At 32.0% G+C, this 17,247-nt stretch carries 18 protein-coding genes; 1 reads left to right on the top strand and 17 read right to left on the bottom strand.

Going from position 1 to position 17,247, the window contains the following annotated elements; translation table 11 throughout:
* Position 1: 1 nt before the first annotated feature.
* From ACW5YJ_RS02055 to ACW5YJ_RS01975, 17 genes are all read right to left on the bottom strand, one after another.
* On the bottom strand, positions 2-502 hold the full coding sequence (locus ACW5YJ_RS02055) for a TspO/MBR family protein (protein ID WP_017724055.1): 501 nt from the start codon (positions 500-502) through the stop codon (positions 2-4).
* Positions 503-544: 42 nt separating this feature from the next.
* Entirely contained in the window at positions 545-2,044 is a 1,500-nt protein-coding gene (locus ACW5YJ_RS02050; RefSeq protein ID WP_107551845.1) for an NAD(P)H-binding protein, read from the bottom strand.
* A gap of 208 nt (positions 2,045-2,252) precedes the next feature.
* Complete coding sequence (locus ACW5YJ_RS02045) at positions 2,253-2,981, bottom strand: tryptophan-rich sensory protein (protein ID WP_017724057.1); 729 nt, start codon at positions 2,979-2,981, stop codon at positions 2,253-2,255.
* 123 nt (positions 2,982-3,104) lie between these two features.
* Positions 3,105-3,260, bottom strand: a complete 156-nt coding sequence (locus ACW5YJ_RS02040; protein ID WP_017724058.1) for a hypothetical protein — start codon at positions 3,258-3,260, stop codon at positions 3,105-3,107.
* Between the two features lies 1 nt (position 3,261).
* Positions 3,262-4,059, bottom strand: a complete 798-nt coding sequence (locus ACW5YJ_RS02035) for an alpha/beta hydrolase (RefSeq protein WP_457338611.1) — start codon at positions 4,057-4,059, stop codon at positions 3,262-3,264.
* 361 nt (positions 4,060-4,420) lie between these two features.
* Positions 4,421-5,608 carry a staphylopine family metallophore export MFS transporter CntE gene (gene cntE, locus ACW5YJ_RS02030; protein WP_457338417.1) on the bottom strand — a complete coding sequence of 396 codons (1,188 nt, stop codon included), beginning with the start codon at positions 5,606-5,608 and terminating at the stop codon, positions 4,421-4,423.
* Between the two features lie 11 nt (positions 5,609-5,619).
* Positions 5,620-6,369 (bottom strand): ABC transporter ATP-binding protein, encoded by a 750-nt coding sequence (locus ACW5YJ_RS02025; RefSeq protein ID WP_457338416.1) that lies wholly within the window; start codon positions 6,367-6,369, stop codon positions 5,620-5,622.
* Positions 6,362-7,177, bottom strand: coding sequence for a staphylopine uptake ABC transporter ATP-binding protein CntD (cntD, locus tag ACW5YJ_RS02020; protein WP_107552112.1), 816 nt, complete (start codon positions 7,175-7,177; stop codon positions 6,362-6,364). The genes ACW5YJ_RS02025 and cntD overlap by 8 nt, the downstream gene beginning before the upstream one ends.
* Entirely contained in the window at positions 7,174-8,043 is an 870-nt protein-coding gene (cntC, locus tag ACW5YJ_RS02015) for a staphylopine uptake ABC transporter permease subunit CntC (protein WP_457338415.1), read from the bottom strand. Before cntC ends, cntD begins: the two co-directional genes overlap by 4 nt.
* On the bottom strand, positions 8,043-8,975 hold the full coding sequence (opp1B, locus tag ACW5YJ_RS02010; RefSeq protein ID WP_457338414.1) for a nickel/cobalt ABC transporter permease: 933 nt from the start codon (positions 8,973-8,975) through the stop codon (positions 8,043-8,045). Before opp1B ends, cntC begins: the two co-directional genes overlap by 1 nt.
* 15 nt (positions 8,976-8,990) lie before the next feature.
* A complete protein-coding gene (gene cntA, locus ACW5YJ_RS02005; protein ID WP_017724065.1) occupies positions 8,991-10,589 on the bottom strand; it encodes a staphylopine-dependent metal ABC transporter substrate-binding lipoprotein CntA in 1,599 nt (532 codons plus the stop codon).
* 110 nt (positions 10,590-10,699) lie between these two features.
* A complete protein-coding gene (gene cntM / locus ACW5YJ_RS02000; RefSeq protein ID WP_457338413.1) occupies positions 10,700-11,998 on the bottom strand; it encodes a staphylopine biosynthesis dehydrogenase in 1,299 nt (432 codons plus the stop codon).
* Entirely contained in the window at positions 11,991-12,809 is an 819-nt protein-coding gene (cntL, locus tag ACW5YJ_RS01995; protein ID WP_017724067.1) for a staphylopine biosynthesis enzyme CntL, read from the bottom strand. The genes cntM and cntL overlap by 8 nt, the downstream gene beginning before the upstream one ends.
* A 9-nt stretch (positions 12,810-12,818) precedes the next feature.
* Entirely contained in the window at positions 12,819-13,640 is an 822-nt protein-coding gene (cntK, locus tag ACW5YJ_RS01990; RefSeq protein WP_457338412.1) for a histidine racemase CntK, read from the bottom strand.
* Between the two features lie 481 nt (positions 13,641-14,121).
* Positions 14,122-14,382 (bottom strand): general stress protein, encoded by a 261-nt coding sequence (locus ACW5YJ_RS01985; RefSeq protein WP_457338610.1) that lies wholly within the window; start codon positions 14,380-14,382, stop codon positions 14,122-14,124.
* Between the two features lie 768 nt (positions 14,383-15,150).
* A complete protein-coding gene (locus ACW5YJ_RS01980; RefSeq protein ID WP_457338411.1) occupies positions 15,151-15,804 on the bottom strand; it encodes a DUF421 domain-containing protein in 654 nt (217 codons plus the stop codon).
* A gap of 116 nt (positions 15,805-15,920) precedes the next feature.
* Positions 15,921-16,361 carry a universal stress protein gene (locus tag ACW5YJ_RS01975; RefSeq protein WP_457338410.1) on the bottom strand — a complete coding sequence of 147 codons (441 nt, stop codon included), beginning with the start codon at positions 16,359-16,361 and terminating at the stop codon, positions 15,921-15,923.
* 634 nt (positions 16,362-16,995) lie between these two features.
* Here ACW5YJ_RS01975 and ACW5YJ_RS01970 point away from each other — a divergent pair.
* Positions 16,996-17,178 carry a YjzC family protein gene (locus ACW5YJ_RS01970; protein WP_457338409.1) on the top strand — a complete coding sequence of 61 codons (183 nt, stop codon included), beginning with the start codon at positions 16,996-16,998 and terminating at the stop codon, positions 17,176-17,178.
* Positions 17,179-17,247: the final 69 nt, after the last annotated feature.

Raw genomic sequence — 17,247 nt, 5'->3', positions numbered from 1 at the left:
TTTAATTCTCATTTTTTCCTGTGTAGCTTGGATTCTCTTTATTTAAAAACCAATTCCCAGCCGTTAAATACGTTGCAAATGCACTCCAAAGCATGTATGGGACTAGCAAGATACCCGCAATCTTCTTCACATTGAAAAATTTTACAGTTGTAGTTATTACTGCACCAAGCAATACAACGCTCTCTACTAACGCACTGAAGCGTAACTTATATTTAAAGTACAAGACTGACCATAAGTAATTAAGCCCTAATTGTGTATAGTAAACGCCTCTTAAAGTCTTATGTTCTGATTTATTAGTCACTAGCGCATAAGCGACACCCATCGTTGTATAAAGTATTGGCCACACGATAGGAAAGACATATCCAGGCGGTGAAAAAGGCGGTTTAACATTCTTTTTATAATCTTTTCGAGCATTTTTCACTGCAAATTTTCCTATAAATTTGCCACCGGTAACTGGCGTTATAACTTTTATGATTGATTTAATTATCTCGCTTGCTTTCATTGTTAATCTCCTCTTCTTTATAACTAACTATTCAACTAACCACTATAGTTCAGCATTAGACATATTATTTCTTTTAGCTAAACACTTTTTCAATCCATATAATTTTAAAACCACTGCGCCTACAATAACGACAGGTAAAATAAATTTTTTCATATTTACGTCTCCTTTTTTAATACTTTTCGTAGTTTCCAACTTCAATTTAAAAAGATTCATTACACTTTTATGAACTTTTGCTTGAGTATACTTATACACCCACCATGGTAATGTAGGTTCATATTCTTGTAACGCTATAATACATTCATTGCTATTAGGCAATCTTCTAAACTCTAATCTCGCATTGCCACCGTTTGAATCAAGCGCAAAGTCACCGCCTACAATACGGTACAAAATTCTTTCATCATTAGATGCCGTTTCATCTTTTTTTAATAAAAGTAAATCTTTATTCAAACATGGTACAGTTATTGAGAAGTTATCTTCATTAAAGTCGCTATTAACGACGTTTAGTGTAATCTTATTTAAAAAATCAGCATATAATTCTGTTACTTGGCTTATATTCATGTCTTTAGGTAAGATTGCTCTCGAAATTGCACGAACATCCTTAACTGCAGACTTACCTGATTTCTTATGTTTCTTTTGTTTTGTAGTTTCTTCCGCTAAAGCCTTACGTACACTCTCTCTAAAATCTATTTTGCCAACAGAGATACCTTCAACTGTATTTTCTTCATTTCTTACCATATCGTGAATCAAACTATCCATTAGTGGATAGACCATCTCTTTTGGAACACCAGAAATCAATTTAACCCAATATTTACTCAGCCATATTGGAATAATAGGTAAGTCTAAGGTAGGTAAACGTTTATCTAATACTTCAGCGGTTTGCTTAAATAAGTCTTTATATGTCATATGAGTTGGTCCGCCGATATCAATTGATTCGTTAGTATGGGGGTTACGTTCTACAATCTTATAAAGCCCATTAATGACGTCTTCAATAGCTACTGGTAATGTTTTATTATATGCCCATTGTGGCAACAGTAACCCTGGTAGACGTTCCACCAATTTTTTTAGGATCGGGTAAGAGCTACCTTTCGAACCTATAATCAAACCAGCCCTTAAAGTACTTACTGGTACGCCATAAGCCCCTAAAATACGCTCACACTCTAAACGACTTCTTAAGTGTGGTGATAATTCATTTGTATTAGGGATTAATCCACTCATAAATACGATATGATTCACTTGATTAAAACTCGCTGCTTTTGCAAAATTGTCTGCTAGTAATGCATCCATATCTTCAAAACTTGCTTGTGTTAATTTAGCTGAAGGCATCATAGAATGCACTAAATATATAGCAATATCAACGTCCTTCATCACTTCTGTTATCTCGTTCAAATCAAATAAGTCAGCAGATTTCCAAGTTACATTTTGTTCGTCCTTTTTATTCTCTATATGTCTAGAAACAGCTATAATTTCATAGTTGTCTTTTAACCTATTCATTAAATGACCGCCAATATACCCCGAAGCACCAGTTAACAGAATTTTTTTCATAAATTTAGCCTCCAATAAAAAAGATGAGCAGGAAAATCTTCCTCAGCTCATCCTTTGCATAATAAGCCTGTTTGCTCATTACAATTAATTTAATTATGATAAGAGTTCTAAGTCTCTTGTATAATATAATACCCTTATATTATTAATGTATGCCTTTATAATTAAATTTAGTTAGATTTAATATTCTAATAACCACACTTTTGAAAATCTAAAGCTTATCCCTAATGAAATTTTTCCAAACTATAATAACCGCAATAACAAATAATATAAAACTAGCCGTGATTAAAATAATATCTACGCTTAAATAATGATTACTATTTTCTATATAAATACCATAAAAAGGCCATATTAAAACCAATGGATATAGCCAATCTTTAAAAGAGACAGCTATAAAGAGTCCAATAATTGTAGCTAAAATTAACGCTATAAGCGTCCAACTCAATTCTGTTAAACCGAATACTGTTTTAACATGATTATTTATCGCTAACGAAAAAATATTAACAATAGTTGCGACAGTCGTCCAACCGAAGTAAATTGAAATTGGGAAACGATTATATCCGCGATAGCTGGATAATATTACATACATTTGAGCGATATTATAAAGTAATGCTATAATAACGATTACTGAAATTAAGAACCACTGTTGTGTATAAACAATAATCCAAACACTATTTAATATAAAATTAATAATAGGAAGATACTTTAACCGACTTACTACTTCTTTATCACGCGAACGCATGAGCCACAATTTGATTAGCCATACTAAAATAAGCACATAGATTAAACCCCAAATTGCAAATGCGAAACCAGCAGGTTGAATAATTGCTTGTTTATTTTGGGCGATACTTCCTATATTACTACCACTTAAATAATTAACTGCGATCATGATTAAAAAAGCGATAAAATATAAAATTACCCATTTTCTTTGACTATTCATTAATAAGCCTCCTATCTTTAATTTAATAAATTGTATCATTTTTGGTGGTTATAAATATATGATAAGTAAATGGTGTGTTAAGTTTTAACAACAACTATTTAATTCTTTAACTAACATTTTTGGTTAACAATAAATATTACTTAAAGCATCTTTCCAACTTGCTTCGTCCTCTAACAATAAATCCCATGCTTTTACGTTTACGTCGCCACTGTTCATATTAAATTTAATCTTTGTTTTATCAATATCTGGCACCTTTATAAAATCTGTTAACTTAATCATCTTATTTCCTCCACAAAAATGCGATAAAGTCTTTAGCAACTTCTTTATTTTCATGTAACTGGCTATGTTGTGCTGATTTACCCTTATACTTGGACTCTATATAGCTTTCTGGACTATCACCAAGTAAATATTTTAAAGACTGGGATGAACTATTAGATACACGTCCATCAGAATGAGTACCATCTTCCAAGTCTCCAAATATATTTAATACGGCAATATTTTTACCGTTGTATATATCTTCAAGTTGTTGCAATTCTTGATAAGGGGGATTCATACGGCTTGGTTTACCATTAACATCCACACTAATTTCGTTCACTTTTTCATTCATATTTAATACGCCATTATATGTCCCAGCAATATTCACTTGCTTATTCAATTGAGGTAACGAGGGGTCATTCCCATATGTCAGCATATATTGCGCAAATGATAAATTCCCCATAGAATGACCTACAAAATTAAACTTATTAATGTCGTATTCACTTTGCAATTTCGTTAATACATTTTTAAACCATTTCGCATTTTCATCAAGATTACCTTGCTTATTATTTGCTAGCTCAATTTGTACGATAGGATTAGCTGTATCTGTTTCAAGTTTCCCTTTTAATTCTACTTCTCCATCTTTAGATACAATTGCTGTGATCACATCTTTAGTTACGCCATTTTGTTTAGCTTGCTTAACCATATATTTTTCTGAATTGGCGCTTCCACCATAACCATGTAGAAATAGTGTTGGTATTTGGCTATTAACAAAATTTGAGTGTCCAGACTTTTCCATCACAGATTGATTTTGAGTAAACATCTTTATAGTAATAAATGCCGCTATAATAACAACAACTATGATACATATGCCCCAAATCCATAACTTCCTCACTACAATAACCTCTATTCTGTCATTTTGTTTTAAGTATAAAGTATGTTAACAAAGATTTCTTTATTATTTATTTGAATGTCCAAATTTAAAACGCTATAAAATGCCTTTCTTAAGCAATTTATAGCGTTTATTATATGTTTTCATATGTAATATCTCTAATAATTTTAAACTTAATCAATAAATCATTTTAGCATCCACGCTAAGTATAACAATACAAACACTACTATTTTCATGATTGTAATTATTTCACTTTTCAAGCATCAAATACTAAAACTTTTGATAATCTACACTAGTTCGATTTATAGGGTATAGGCCGTTTCGTCACACTTAATATCATTATGCAAATCACAAGCAGGCCACAAATAATATACATCCATTTAAATCCTAGTACATCAGATAGAGGTCCCATTATGACACTTCCCAAAGAAATACCTAAATCTGCACATGCAATAAACAAACCCAATAGCATGTTACGCCCTACTTTAGGTAAGACAAAGCTTAGATAAGACGTTAATGTTGGGTATACCAATGCTTGTGTCATACCGATTAATATTGCGCTCGCATAGAAAATAAAGACGCCTACTTGCGGTCCAAAAGCCACAACAAAAGATGCAATCATTAATAACGATAATACAATCACCATAAATTTTGGATGCCATAATCCATCCGATGGGATATATTTTCTTAAATAAAGTCTTGCTACAACCACTGCTATAGCTTGAATAGTTAGGAATATACCCGCACTAGCAAAACCATAATTCACAGTGTACAACGGAACAAAAGTACTTACCGCACCAAACACAATCGACGCTACAATCATGATTAAACCACTATTGAACAACTCTTTGTTTTTGAAAAACTGAGCAAATACCGTAACCGCATTAAATGACATTTTTTCAATTTTATGGGACGTATCTGGTTCTTGTTCGGCAATTGTGACGCGATAACCAAAGAATGTGGTGGATAGCGCAATAAAAATAATAACAATCGCAAAAATAGATATATTATCAGCGTGCCAAATACCAATAGCTATAATAGGACCAATCAAATTAGGAATTGTCGAAAATAGTGAATACAACGAAACCCCTTCTGAACGATGCTCTTCTGGTAAGGCATCAATAATTCCTAGTTGTAATGACATCGAGAAGAATGCTGTACATACACCTTGCATCACACGTGCCAAGAAATATCCTTCTAATCCAGTAAAACCGTATAGAATTAAAGCAATTGCATTAATAATTAAAATGATATGCAATACTTTAATCGGGCCAACACGTGCAATAATTTGTCCTGCCCAAGGTCTAAATACCATAGCAGTTAGCATATAAGCACCCATTACAATACCGATAACCGTATTTGAAGCTCCAATATCATGTCCTCGTAATGGTATAAAGACATTCAAAATAGCATTAGCACTAAAAAACATTAATGTTAGTATATATAGTCTCAAAAAAGGCCATGCCATAGCACCTTTCATTGTCTCACTCCTTAGAATGATAATTGTTTTTCAATCAATGCTTTTGTATAAGCATTATCACTTAGATGTAAATCTTTGGTTGCAATTTGTTCTTCAATTTTACCGTTTTTAAAAATAATTAACTGCTCACATAAATAGGTGGCAGCTTGAATATCATGAGTAATAAAAATATAACTTAACTGCCTTTTCGAGCGTAAATTTACTAACAAATCTAAAATTTGGGTTTGAATAGACATATCTAAAGAACTGATTGCTTCATCAAACAAAATATATTTAGGATTCATGCATATAGCGCGCGCTATCGCCACACGTTGCGCTTCACCGCCGGATAACATATTTGGATATTTATCCATGTATACTTTCGATAATCCAACTTCTTCTAATAATTCAATAGCTCGTGCCTCCATGACTGCTTTATATTGATTGTCACACTGGCACATCACTTCTAATAATATTTCTTTCACAGATTGGAATGGATGTAATGAAGATGTGTAATCTTGAAAAACCGCACTTATTTGATGATTTCTCACCTTTTTCTTATACATTGCCTGATCATTCAACGTTACTGAACCTTTGTTAGGTTTCTCAATACCTAATACTATCCTACTCAATGTTGATTTTCCACTACCACTCTCACCGATAATTGCAATTGCTTTACCAACTGGACATTCAAAGGACACATCTTTAACAATAGGGGTCATGCTACGCCGAAATATGTGTGAACGCGAATACGATTTTTCAACATTCATGATCTTAAGCATTTGAGTCACCCCTTAATACAGATTTAAAATAATCATTAACTTTTTTTCGTGTGGATAATAAATACTGAGTATACTCTTGTTGTGGTTGGTAGAGTACCGCTTCTCTAGTGCCTTCTTCAATAAGTTTTCCATGCCTCATCACAACTACTCGATCTGCGATATGATTAATCACTGTTAAGTCATGTGAAATAAAGATCATGGCGCAATCGAAATGATGCTTAATATCTTTAAACGCCTGTAACACATCATATTGTGTAATAGTGTCTAAAGCTGTCGTCGGTTCATCTGCAATAATTAATTTGGGTTTTAATGCCAAAGCTAAAGCGATCATCATACGCTGTAACATCCCCCCAGATAACATATAAGGGTATGACTTTAATATCTGTTTGGGATTGTTTAACCCCATATAATCCATATATTCTATCAAAGTTGCTTCGATTTCTTGAATAGATTGTTGCGTATGAACCTTCATAGTTTCGATCAATTGCTTGCCCACTGTAGATGATGGATCGAATGCACGGCTACCTTGTTGCATAACCATCGCAATATCTTTACCTCTATACTTCTTTAACTGCATCTCTGACAAAGTAAGCATTTGTATATTATTAAATGTCACCGTCCCTTCAACACTTAAGCGCTTAGGATTTAAACCTACTAAAGCTTTACATGTGACTGACTTACCACTACCACTTTCACCAATAATACCTAGCACTTCACCTTTATCCACTGTAAAGTTCACATCGTTAACAATGGTCTGATTTGTCCAACTATCTTTGATAAACAGATGGCGTACTGTTAATAACGTCATAATTGCACCAATCCTTTCTTCACAGAACGTAGTTTTTCCTTTGAAGATATCCTTGGATCAATTGCAATTTGTAATGCATCTGATAAAAAGTTAAATGCCATAACTATAATAACGATTGCAATACCTGGAGCAAACATCATTTCTGGATGAGTGAACATAACTTTTCTAGCTTCATTGAGCATCATGCCCCATTCAGCAGTCGGTGCTTTAACACCTAACCCTAAAAATGAAAACCCAGATATTTGTAAAATCATGGAACACATAGAACTACTTGAGATTATTGCAATATCACCAAGTGTCAACGGCATAATATGTCTGCGAATAATTTTCAAATCACTCATGCCAATTGTCTTGGCAAATTTAACATGGTCTGAGGCAGTATATTGCATAACGCTTGTGCGAATCACACGGCAAAACCATGCCCAGCGCGTTAAAATAAATGCCATAATAATATTTTCAGCACCCATACCAAATAAAGCAATCAGTGCGAGTGTAACAACATAACTAGGGAATGCTAACATCACATCACACATACGCATGATAAGTGCATCAATATAACCCCGGAAGTATCCAGAAACAAAACCTAATATGGCACCAACTAAAACAGAAATAAAGAGCGCTACAAAAACATATAATAAGCTGGGTCTAATCGCATAAATCAACCTCGTTAAAATATCTCGTCCTAAATGATCAGTACCTAAGAAATGTTGTAAACTTATTCCACTATATTTGTTAGCTGTATCAATATGGTTAGGATCGTGTGTTGTCACTAAAGGGGCTGCAAAACCTAACACAACATATAAGATAATAATGCCTAGAGCAACAACGGCACCCCTATCCTGTAATAAACGTTTTAAAATAATCATCAAGATGCCTCCCTTAATCTTGGATTCAAGAGTGCATTGATTATATCTGCTAATGTATTAAATACAACAAATAGTATAGCCACAATTAATACATACGTTTGTATGACAGGAAAATCATGTTCTAATATGGCTTTCAAGCTTAATTGTCCTAATCCTGGCCAAGCAAATATATACTCGATTACTACTAACCCACCCATAATCATTGGTATAGACATGCAGAAGATTGAGACGGCAACTTGTAATGCATTACGTAATACGTGCAGCATTAAAGTTGTCGATTTAACACCGCATGCTTTCAAATAAAGTACATAGTCTTCATTTAACTGCTCAACAATTGAACGCCTAATATTTCTAAAGTAAATGCCAGCATATGCAATTGTAATAACAACAACTGGCAATATGTAACTTTCAGGACCTGTCAGTCCAGAAGTTGGCAATAAATTTAAATTTACAGAAACGTAAATAATTAACATCGAAGCAATCCAATAAGACGGTAAGCCTGTTAGAAAGAAAGCTACAGAACGTATCGCACAATCTGCAAATCTCCCTCTTGTTAAGGCACTGACCACCCCTAAAATAATTGATGTAATCATTACCGTAATGCTAGAAATAATAGTTAGTTTTAAAGTGTTTAAAAATGCTGGACCAATACGTTCTGCAACAGGATCCCCTGTAATATAACTCGTACCAAAATCTAACTGCAATGCTTGTAATAGCCAATTCATGTATTGCATCAATAACGGGTCATTTAATCCATACTTCTCATTTGTTTCTTCAATTAATTGTGGTGATACATCTGGTGTGCCTTGCGCATGTAAAATTGTAACCGCCGGGTTTTCATCTGTTATATAGGTTAGTAGAAATGTCATAAAACTTACTACAATCATCAGTGGAACCATAATCATCATGCGCTTTAAAATAAATTTGAACATTATAAATGCACTCCTTTATTTAAATTGCATTTCATTAAAAGGCAATTCATATTGCGACTGTGTAAATGATAATTTCTCTAAATCATTAGGTGCAACCACTGTCATTCTACCGTGTGATATAGGAATGAAAATACCTTCATCATCTATTTGTTGTAAAATTTGTTTATATGCATCAGAACGTTGTTTACTATCCTGAATTTTAAATGATTCCTCAATATTGTCGTACAGCTCATTCTTATTAGCGATACCTGATGTCGCACTTTCATAACCATTACTTGCTTTAAATGCGCTAATTGTACTTTGTGGATCATACAATAATCCCCAAGTTTGATTAAACATCAAGTCATAATCACCAGATGTACGACGTTCAGCAACTTTGTCCGATGTATCACCATTAATTTGTAATTGAACTCCCATTTTCTTAAATTCTGCTTGTAAAAATTCTGCTTGTTCTTTTTGATTTGATGAGCCTTTGTCATAATACATACTCATTGTTAATTCTTTACCATCTTTTTTGCGGACATTACTATCTTCTGTTTGTTTCCATCCCGCTTTATCTAACAGTGCTTCCGCCTTTTTCACATCATATTTACGTGTAGGCATGTCAAAATTAATGTCTGTAACATTCTTCGCGAATAGTTGTGCTGCCGGCTTTTCTTCGCCACCTAAGATTTCTTTAGATATTTTATCTCTATTTACCATATGACCAATCGCTTGCCTTACAGTTTTATCGCTCACTGGACTGTCCTTTTTACCAGAATTTGCCACTAACATTTTTGTATTCATTGGTTGGCTATGTTTTACTTGGTAATCACCAGAATCTTTCAACTGTTTTAAAGCATCTTTATCTAAACTATCTGTACCTCTATCGTCTGTGAAAGCAAAGTTTGTCTCACCTTTTTTCATTGATAAAAAGGCAGTCTCACCTGCTGGCATTACTTTTGCTTGTATTTTGTTTAACTTTGATTTTTTGCCCCAATAATCATTGTTTTTATTAAAATCTGCTGACTCGTCTTTTTTATGTTCACCAAGTTTAAATGGACCTGTGCCATCAAATGATTTTACACCATTCTTAGTTCCATCATCCTTAAAATCCTTTGGAGATACAAATACATATGGTCGCGGCATTGCTAATTCTGCTAAAGCTGGCTGATATGGTTCTGTTAACTGAAGTTCGACGGTGTATTTGTCTTTAACACTGACATTATCAATTAATGTTGAAATCTTTAACCACGAATGCAATTTTTTATTTTGTTGAACTGCATCAATATTTTTCTTAACTGCCTCAGCGTCAAACCCTGTACCATCGTGGAATTTAACATCATCACGCAAATGGAAAGTATACGTTTTACCATCATCAGACACATCCCAACTTTTAGCTAACAATGGCTTGATACCGTCTTTAGTATTACGTATAAGTGGCTCATAAATCATGCTTTCTGCAGACATAGATCCGCCATATACATGTGGATTCATATCACCAATATCTTTCACTGTTGTATACGTTAACTGCTTATTCTCTTTCTTTTCCTCTATGCCTTTACCGTTTCCACATCCCGCTAAAATAATGCCTGATGTAATTAATACTGCACTCATCTTAGTAATTTTGTTCATTATTTTTCCTCTTTTTCATTTAAAAATTGTAATATCATTTATACTTTTGTGGAGAATACTTATGTAAAACCAAAAAATATTTAATATTTTTATATTACAAATCCTTATTACTAAATTTTATCTTTGGTATCTAAAAACTCCTCTACCAAAGATTTATCATCTTTAAATAAGTTCATAGTGAATTGTGATGATAGTTGTCGGTTATGGTTATGCTTTTTATAGTCCTGACAATATTGTTCATAACGTTCCATAAATGTATCAATCATTGGTGTCTCAACATCTAATAGCTTGCCAATATGTTGAATAATTGAAGTACGGTAATAATCCTCACTTGGCATGCGTGGTATGTGCACGGCACCTTGTTCATTTTCATAAAGTTGCTTAAACGGCACCGCCGAAAAATCAAAATAGCGCCCGTGTTTATCAGGTTCAGAAAACGGATCAATTAATATCGCTGTATACCTCACATATAGTAAATATTCTTGATGAATTGGTGGTAACTTTTCAAAACTGTAGATGTCATCATCCGCTAATGTCTCAGGATGCACAGGATAGTTGTCTTTCACCATAAATTCCAAAAGGTTGACTGACCGCACACTAAATTTTGCCAAAATGTTCATCAACTCTGTCCACATCAAGCGCATTTCATGAATGAGCGTCATCGTAATTGGGCCTTCTGGAAATAGCTTATATACATAAACAGGTACTTCTGTCCCTTCAAAAATAACTTTTAATGAAAAATCATTCATAAATAATGGCGGGTGCACATACAAAGAACTATTGCGTGTTTCAGCATGTAAAGGTGTTGGCATATCTATCAAATTTATGTGGAATTGCTTGAACACATTTTTTAAATAATTGATTGTTGTTGAATGCTCACGATTAGAACCTACGTATAATTTCGTCTTCAACCCAGTTGTTACAACATGATTAGGTTGCTCAGTATCATACAAACGCGTGTCACCCAGATATGTAGAAAATGATATAACTTCAATATCTTTATTAAAGTTAGCCATATGCTGCTCTACAATCATTTGTGAACCAAATGTAGGTGATACTAACAAGATTCGCTTTACTTTTTCTAATATTGCTGTCGATAGCTGTGCCAATGTACTATGATATGCGTCTGCAGTACACGCCATAATAATCGTGTCATAGTAATCATTAACAACTTCTATATCTTCATACAAATGATTAATTTGGAAGCGGCCAGCCATGTGTTTATGGGCATCATTTTGCGTCGTTACTTTAAAGCATTTATCGTTTTGATATGCTTGAAATAACTTTTTTGATTTCAACGAGGTTGAGGCACGACCTACCATATCTATTTGTTTGTCTGTTGTTAGATGACACAGATTGGCCAATTGAATTGCAACTGGCCCCGTACCTATAATTAACATTTTAGACATCCGCTACACCAACCTTTATTGCTGCCTTACGATATAAAGCAATATCAAAAATTTGATTAGATTGTATACGCTTCTCTACACATTGCCATTTATCTACACTAGTTTTCTTAGAAGGATAATTAAATAGCGATTTGATTCCGTCACCAAATCGCATTGCAACAACAACATTTTCATTCGTTAAATCATAAAGTTGGTCTAATATGGCATATTTAATTGGAATTGTTGAACTAAATATAATATGCGTCACTTCTTTGATATCAACTAATTGGTCTACTGTCTGCTTTGTAATCTCTATATCTTCATTTGGTGCTAATACTTTAACAATCTTTTGACCTAAATCAACTGCCATTGAATCAATATCAATGCCAATAACAGAAGCACCCGTCTCCTTAGCCACTTGAATGAGTGTCATAGGATATGCACCAGATCCAACTAACAATAATTTGTCATTTTCAGTTATATGACATTGTCCAAATTCCTCATTAATACAGTGCTCTATGTTGTCAAAGTAGCCTGAAGTAGAAGCCTTACCGTCTAATAAACGTTGCGCTCGAATAACTTCTACTTGTTTAACACATTGGGCGGATATGAATTGAAGTCTCAATGTAAGATGTTCTTTTACCGCTTCATCTTCCCAATCTTCATACAATCTTCTAAAAACTGGATTTAATATAAACTGACTATACTCATCCACTAATATTTCTAATGCATCAATGTAATCACTGTTTTTCAAGACATTTTCATATAGTGTTTCAAAGTTCAATAAATATTTATGTAATATAGCGCTAATCTCTTTCTCTAAATTATTCATTTCAGCCTCCTATTCTATAAATGCTTTTCCTGTTGCTACAGTTGAGACTTGCCCTTTAATGGAAGTTTGGAATCCAGACTTTGGACATTTCCTAGATGTTACTAAAATGTTGCCACCTGGCTGATGAACTATAAAGTCCTCGCATGCACTTTCAGCTTTATAATTTTTAAAAATCCCTATCGATGCAGTACCAGAACCACAACTATTTTCCCAAACTAAACTTTTAATTTCTGGTATAAAAATAAGTGGCTTAAGAAACTGACGTTGTTCATCAAATAACATGATACCTATCGTTTTATACTTATTACTCCATGTTTGCTGACGGACAAATTGTTCAACTTGATGTTGCAATTCTGTAGTAACTTCAGTGACTGGAACAACAAAATGCACATATGACTCATATACAATTTCTATTGCATGTCGTTGTTGTTGATCAATATTAAGCTTTACTCCGGACACGTGCTGTGCTTGGGGCATACTGACTTCATAATGTTGATTGCTATGTACTTCACACTGAACCAACCCTGAACATCCTGAAACTTTTATTGCACATTGCCTTTCTTGCAATATGTTACTTTCTTGTAAGTAATGTATGTATGACATTGTGGCATTACCACAAAATTCATTTCCGCTCATAACTAAATGGCAATTTCTATTTAAATCCGTATTGGTAGACTCTACAAATCCAACTTGCTCACAACAAACATGACTCGTTGTCATTAATTGATTAGCTATGTTTGCGTAATCTCTTGAATCATGTTGCGAATGCACTAGTATCGTCATATTCCCCGATGGATTATACTTAGAAAATTCTATAACCTTTCGATTCATACGACTCTCCTTCTACTTAAAATTATTTTATGTAAGCCTGCTAACATTGATTAAAAAACTTCAGATCATTGCGCAGCCTTATCAAATCGTAACAGTTACGATTTGATTTATATAATATATCGGTCTTGTATAGTTGTCAATACAAATGATAATATTTTTCAATTAATAGTTATTAAAAAAACTTAAATTGGCTATTTATAAGAAAGATAAATATACTTATTACTAAGTTATATGTCTAATATTTGAGGAGGATGCGTACTAAAATATGGACTGCATAACATAAGAAAATAAAAAGACTATATACAAAATATCAAGCTTTGTATATAGCCTTAGTTTGATATATATAATTATATATCAGAGAAATATTTAGTATTCTATTTTAATTTTGGAATTTATTCACTTCTGAGAATGTTTTTTAATGGGGAAATTAATTGTAATCAAGTTGGGAAATAGAAATCATTTTAAACTGAGAAATTTATTATTAGCTATTGCGGTTGTTATTACTGCGGTTATTTTGAGACTTCTGTTCTCCGCCTTTTTGGCCGATATCTTCATAGAATTCTTTATCATGGTTTTCAGATGTTTTTTCTCCACCTTTTTCACCAATATCTTCATAGAATTCTTTATCGTGTGTTTCAGATGTTTTTTCTCCACCTTTTTCACCAATATCTTCATAGAATTCTTTATCGTGTGTTTCGGATGTTTTTTCTCCACCTTTTTGTCCAGCTTCACTTCTTGTCATACCATCTCTTTCGTTATCTTTATTTGTCATAACACATTCTCCTTTCAAGAAAATATAGTAGTGTGCTTTAGTTAACCATACTATTTCTAAAGCATATTATTAGCTTTCCCCATCTCATTAATATTAAACGTAATTTATATTATCAAATATAAATATTTTAATAAATGTAAAATATACCACTTTTATAAAAAGTGAGTGATTGGAACGTGTTTAAAAATCCAAATGGTTATATGGCTCTTTTAAATCCTTAAACTCAAATAAAAATGTTTACGTGATAAGCTGAGAAATTCTCTTTAAATAATTACTTTTTATATGGTGGTTAATACTTGTATCATTTTATTTTCATAAAAATTTGGTTTTATATTTTTTATACTTAACGTTCAATGAGTAGCAGTTAAAAATGTAAAATATTACTATTTTTATTTAAAATGAAAATTTCGAGAGAGGAAAAAATAGTAATATTTATGAAGGAGTAGAGGTGGGTTTTGAGAAGTATATCTTAAAAACAACAATTAATGACATTTACTTTATAAATAGCCAATGTCATTAATTGCTGTTCCCTTTCTTTCAGTATTGAAACAAATTTTAATTATAAGCAAAAAAATTAATATAATATAAATTGTTTCTGTTATTAGAATAAAAAGTAAACGCTATTATAAATAATACTCTTATATTAATTTAATATTGAAAATTTCACATTACAGACTCAATCCTTACCAAAATAAAGAACTAAAAATAACCAATATTTATTAAAAAGAAATTTGTTTATTAATGAAACAGTTTAAGAATATATGTACCTCTATATTCAGACCAATCGGCGTAAAATACATCTTTTATTTTATAAACTTCTTCTCTGGCTAATTGTTTATATAACCATGTTTCATCCTTGTTTATCTTTTTTAAGTTTTGTTTGTTAATGGTTTCATTTTCGATAAGAGGATAAATTGTATACGTATTTTCTATTAACGGATATTGGTACGTATACGGCTCAATAGTAAAACCGCCATCACTCTCGATGTACATGTTCTTAATGTCACTTAAATCAAATATATTTTTTTCACGTGCTATTGATAAAATTTGGTCAATTTCTAACTTGTTATGTTTCAAGCACTTTTGACTAATTTCTCCATTAGAAATCAGAATATCTGTATCGCCACGGAACCATTTCCTCGCTATTCGTGATTTAGAAATGATTAATTCAAATAAATAAATAATAAGTCCCCAAATTATTAACCCTAACAAAACATGCCAAAACTTAACTTTATTATCATATAAACTTTCTTCTAAAATACCTCCAAATACCATAAAATAAATAATATCTCCCGGCGTAAGTTGAGATAAATTCCTTTTTCCTAATAATCTAATAATTACTAATATAACAATAAAACCAAATATTAATTTTGGTACAATCGATAAAGTCAACAACTTTGCCACCCTCTTCTTCCAAAATAAGGTTCTTTATACATAATAAAGGTTTCAAAAAGGTACACATAGTTTAAAATTAACATAGGATCATAATTGAGCACTCTATGATTTTATTATCGTATAATAAGTGTAGGAATTTTTGTATTTTTAGAGATTTGGTATGAAGCATTTCCTAACGCGTCTTTTGTCTTAAATTTACTCTTTCGATTGCATAGTATGATTAAATCATAACTTTTTCTATTTAATTCATTTAAGACTTCTTTTTTAACATTTCCACATACATATTTTGTTTCATAACAAAAACCATACATCTCTAAGTCATCAAAAAAGGGCTTGAATTTTTCTTTTTCTTTTGTAACGATGTTCTCAAAGTGCTTATTTTGATAAGCAATAGATTTTTCAAGTAACTGTTGGGGGATAATAATAAAAACCGTTATCAAAGTAGGTTCTTTTTTTAAATTGTTTGTATTATTACTAGCAATCTTATTTAATTCTTGAATAGCTGTTTCAAAATTTTCTTCGCAATCGTATGCTAAAAGTATGTTTTTATACATATGTTATAACACCCTTTTTTATTTTTATATGCAATCCTCTGGAGACCACCTAAGCTATTTGTATTTTTCACTTTAATTTCAGGGTTTAAATTGCAGAACCTAGTTCATAAAGTAAAATCCACTGTCTATCTTCAATTGGTGGCGATGTATTAATATATTTTTACATCTACATGGCAATAATATTTTCTATATGAGCTTTTGTTATATTATAAATTGGAGTATTAGATAATCTTCTGTAAGCAGGATAATGTTCTGAATGAGGTTTGTTAAAAGTATTGCAAATGACTTTTTTAGTGAGTAATTTACCTATCTCATTAAATATTTTTCAAGTCAAAATATCTAATTTTTTTAATTATTTAACACTAACTACTATTGTACTTAATTGAAAAATAATTATTTATACAAAGGATGTACTCAATATTTTAAGAATAGTGTCATAACTTTTATTTTATAGACATGACTCTAAATGAACTATACCACCTATTATTTTTATAAAACATTGTAAAATTCTATCTATGTATAAAATAAAATTATTAATAGTTACAAAATGTTTAATAATAACATTAGGTGGTATCTCCTTTGTAGAGTCAGAAATTTCTGATTCTTCTAAATTTTATTAAGGAGGTCAAACTTTATGACTAACAAAAATTTATATAAAACAGGTGAGAAATCACCCGAAAATGGCACTTTTAAAGTAGATAGTTTAGTAAGTGGAAATTCCTCTGATCAAGACAATTCCACAATCGATATTGAAAAAAATGAACAATTCCCACCTTCTCCTTCTAGCAACGAAGCCGCATATTGGACTAAAGCATAACTCTCCTCTTAAACGTCAAAATCACATGAACTTTCACAATTTACGATTAAATATTTAAAGATATTATAA

It is taken from the genome of Staphylococcus sp. mip270_02, assembly GCF_054031535.1.
The sequence above is the reverse complement of the archived record's forward strand: the minus strand, read 5'-3'. Positions and strand labels throughout refer to the sequence as shown.

Excerpts from the sequence above, each read along its gene's own strand:
- ACW5YJ_RS02055 (WP_017724055.1), bottom strand. The coding sequence starts at position 502 with ATGAAAGCAAGCGAGATAATTAAATCAATCATAAAAGTTATAACGCCA.
- ACW5YJ_RS02050 (WP_107551845.1), bottom strand. The coding sequence starts at position 2,044 with ATGAAAAAAATTCTGTTAACTGGTGCTTCGGGGTATATTGGCGGTCAT.
- ACW5YJ_RS02045 (WP_017724057.1), bottom strand. The coding sequence starts at position 2,981 with ATGAATAGTCAAAGAAAATGGGTAATTTTATATTTTATCGCTTTTTTA.
- ACW5YJ_RS02040 (WP_017724058.1), bottom strand. The coding sequence starts at position 3,260 with ATGATTAAGTTAACAGATTTTATAAAGGTGCCAGATATTGATAAAACA.
- ACW5YJ_RS02035 (WP_457338611.1), bottom strand. The coding sequence starts at position 4,059 with ATGTTTACTCAAAATCAATCTGTGATGGAAAAGTCTGGACACTCAAAT.
- cntE (WP_457338417.1), bottom strand. The coding sequence starts at position 5,608 with ATGAAAGGTGCTATGGCATGGCCTTTTTTGAGACTATATATACTAACA.
- ACW5YJ_RS02025 (WP_457338416.1), bottom strand. The coding sequence starts at position 6,369 with ATGCTTAAGATCATGAATGTTGAAAAATCGTATTCGCGTTCACACATA.
- cntD (WP_107552112.1), bottom strand. The coding sequence starts at position 7,177 with ATGACGTTATTAACAGTACGCCATCTGTTTATCAAAGATAGTTGGACA.
- cntC (WP_457338415.1), bottom strand. The coding sequence starts at position 8,043 with ATGATTATTTTAAAACGTTTATTACAGGATAGGGGTGCCGTTGTTGCT.
- opp1B (WP_457338414.1), bottom strand. The coding sequence starts at position 8,975 with ATGTTCAAATTTATTTTAAAGCGCATGATGATTATGGTTCCACTGATG.
- cntA (WP_017724065.1), bottom strand. The coding sequence starts at position 10,589 with ATGAACAAAATTACTAAGATGAGTGCAGTATTAATTACATCAGGCATT.
- cntM (WP_457338413.1), bottom strand. The coding sequence starts at position 11,998 with ATGTCTAAAATGTTAATTATAGGTACGGGGCCAGTTGCAATTCAATTG.
- cntL (WP_017724067.1), bottom strand. The coding sequence starts at position 12,809 with ATGAATAATTTAGAGAAAGAGATTAGCGCTATATTACATAAATATTTA.
- cntK (WP_457338412.1), bottom strand. The coding sequence starts at position 13,640 with ATGAATCGAAAGGTTATAGAATTTTCTAAGTATAATCCATCGGGGAAT.
- ACW5YJ_RS01985 (WP_457338610.1), bottom strand. The coding sequence starts at position 14,382 with ATGACAAGAAGTGAAGCTGGACAAAAAGGTGGAGAAAAAACATCCGAA.
- ACW5YJ_RS01975 (WP_457338410.1), bottom strand. The coding sequence starts at position 16,361 with ATGTATAAAAACATACTTTTAGCATACGATTGCGAAGAAAATTTTGAA.
- ACW5YJ_RS01970 (WP_457338409.1), top strand. The coding sequence starts at position 16,996 with ATGACTAACAAAAATTTATATAAAACAGGTGAGAAATCACCCGAAAAT.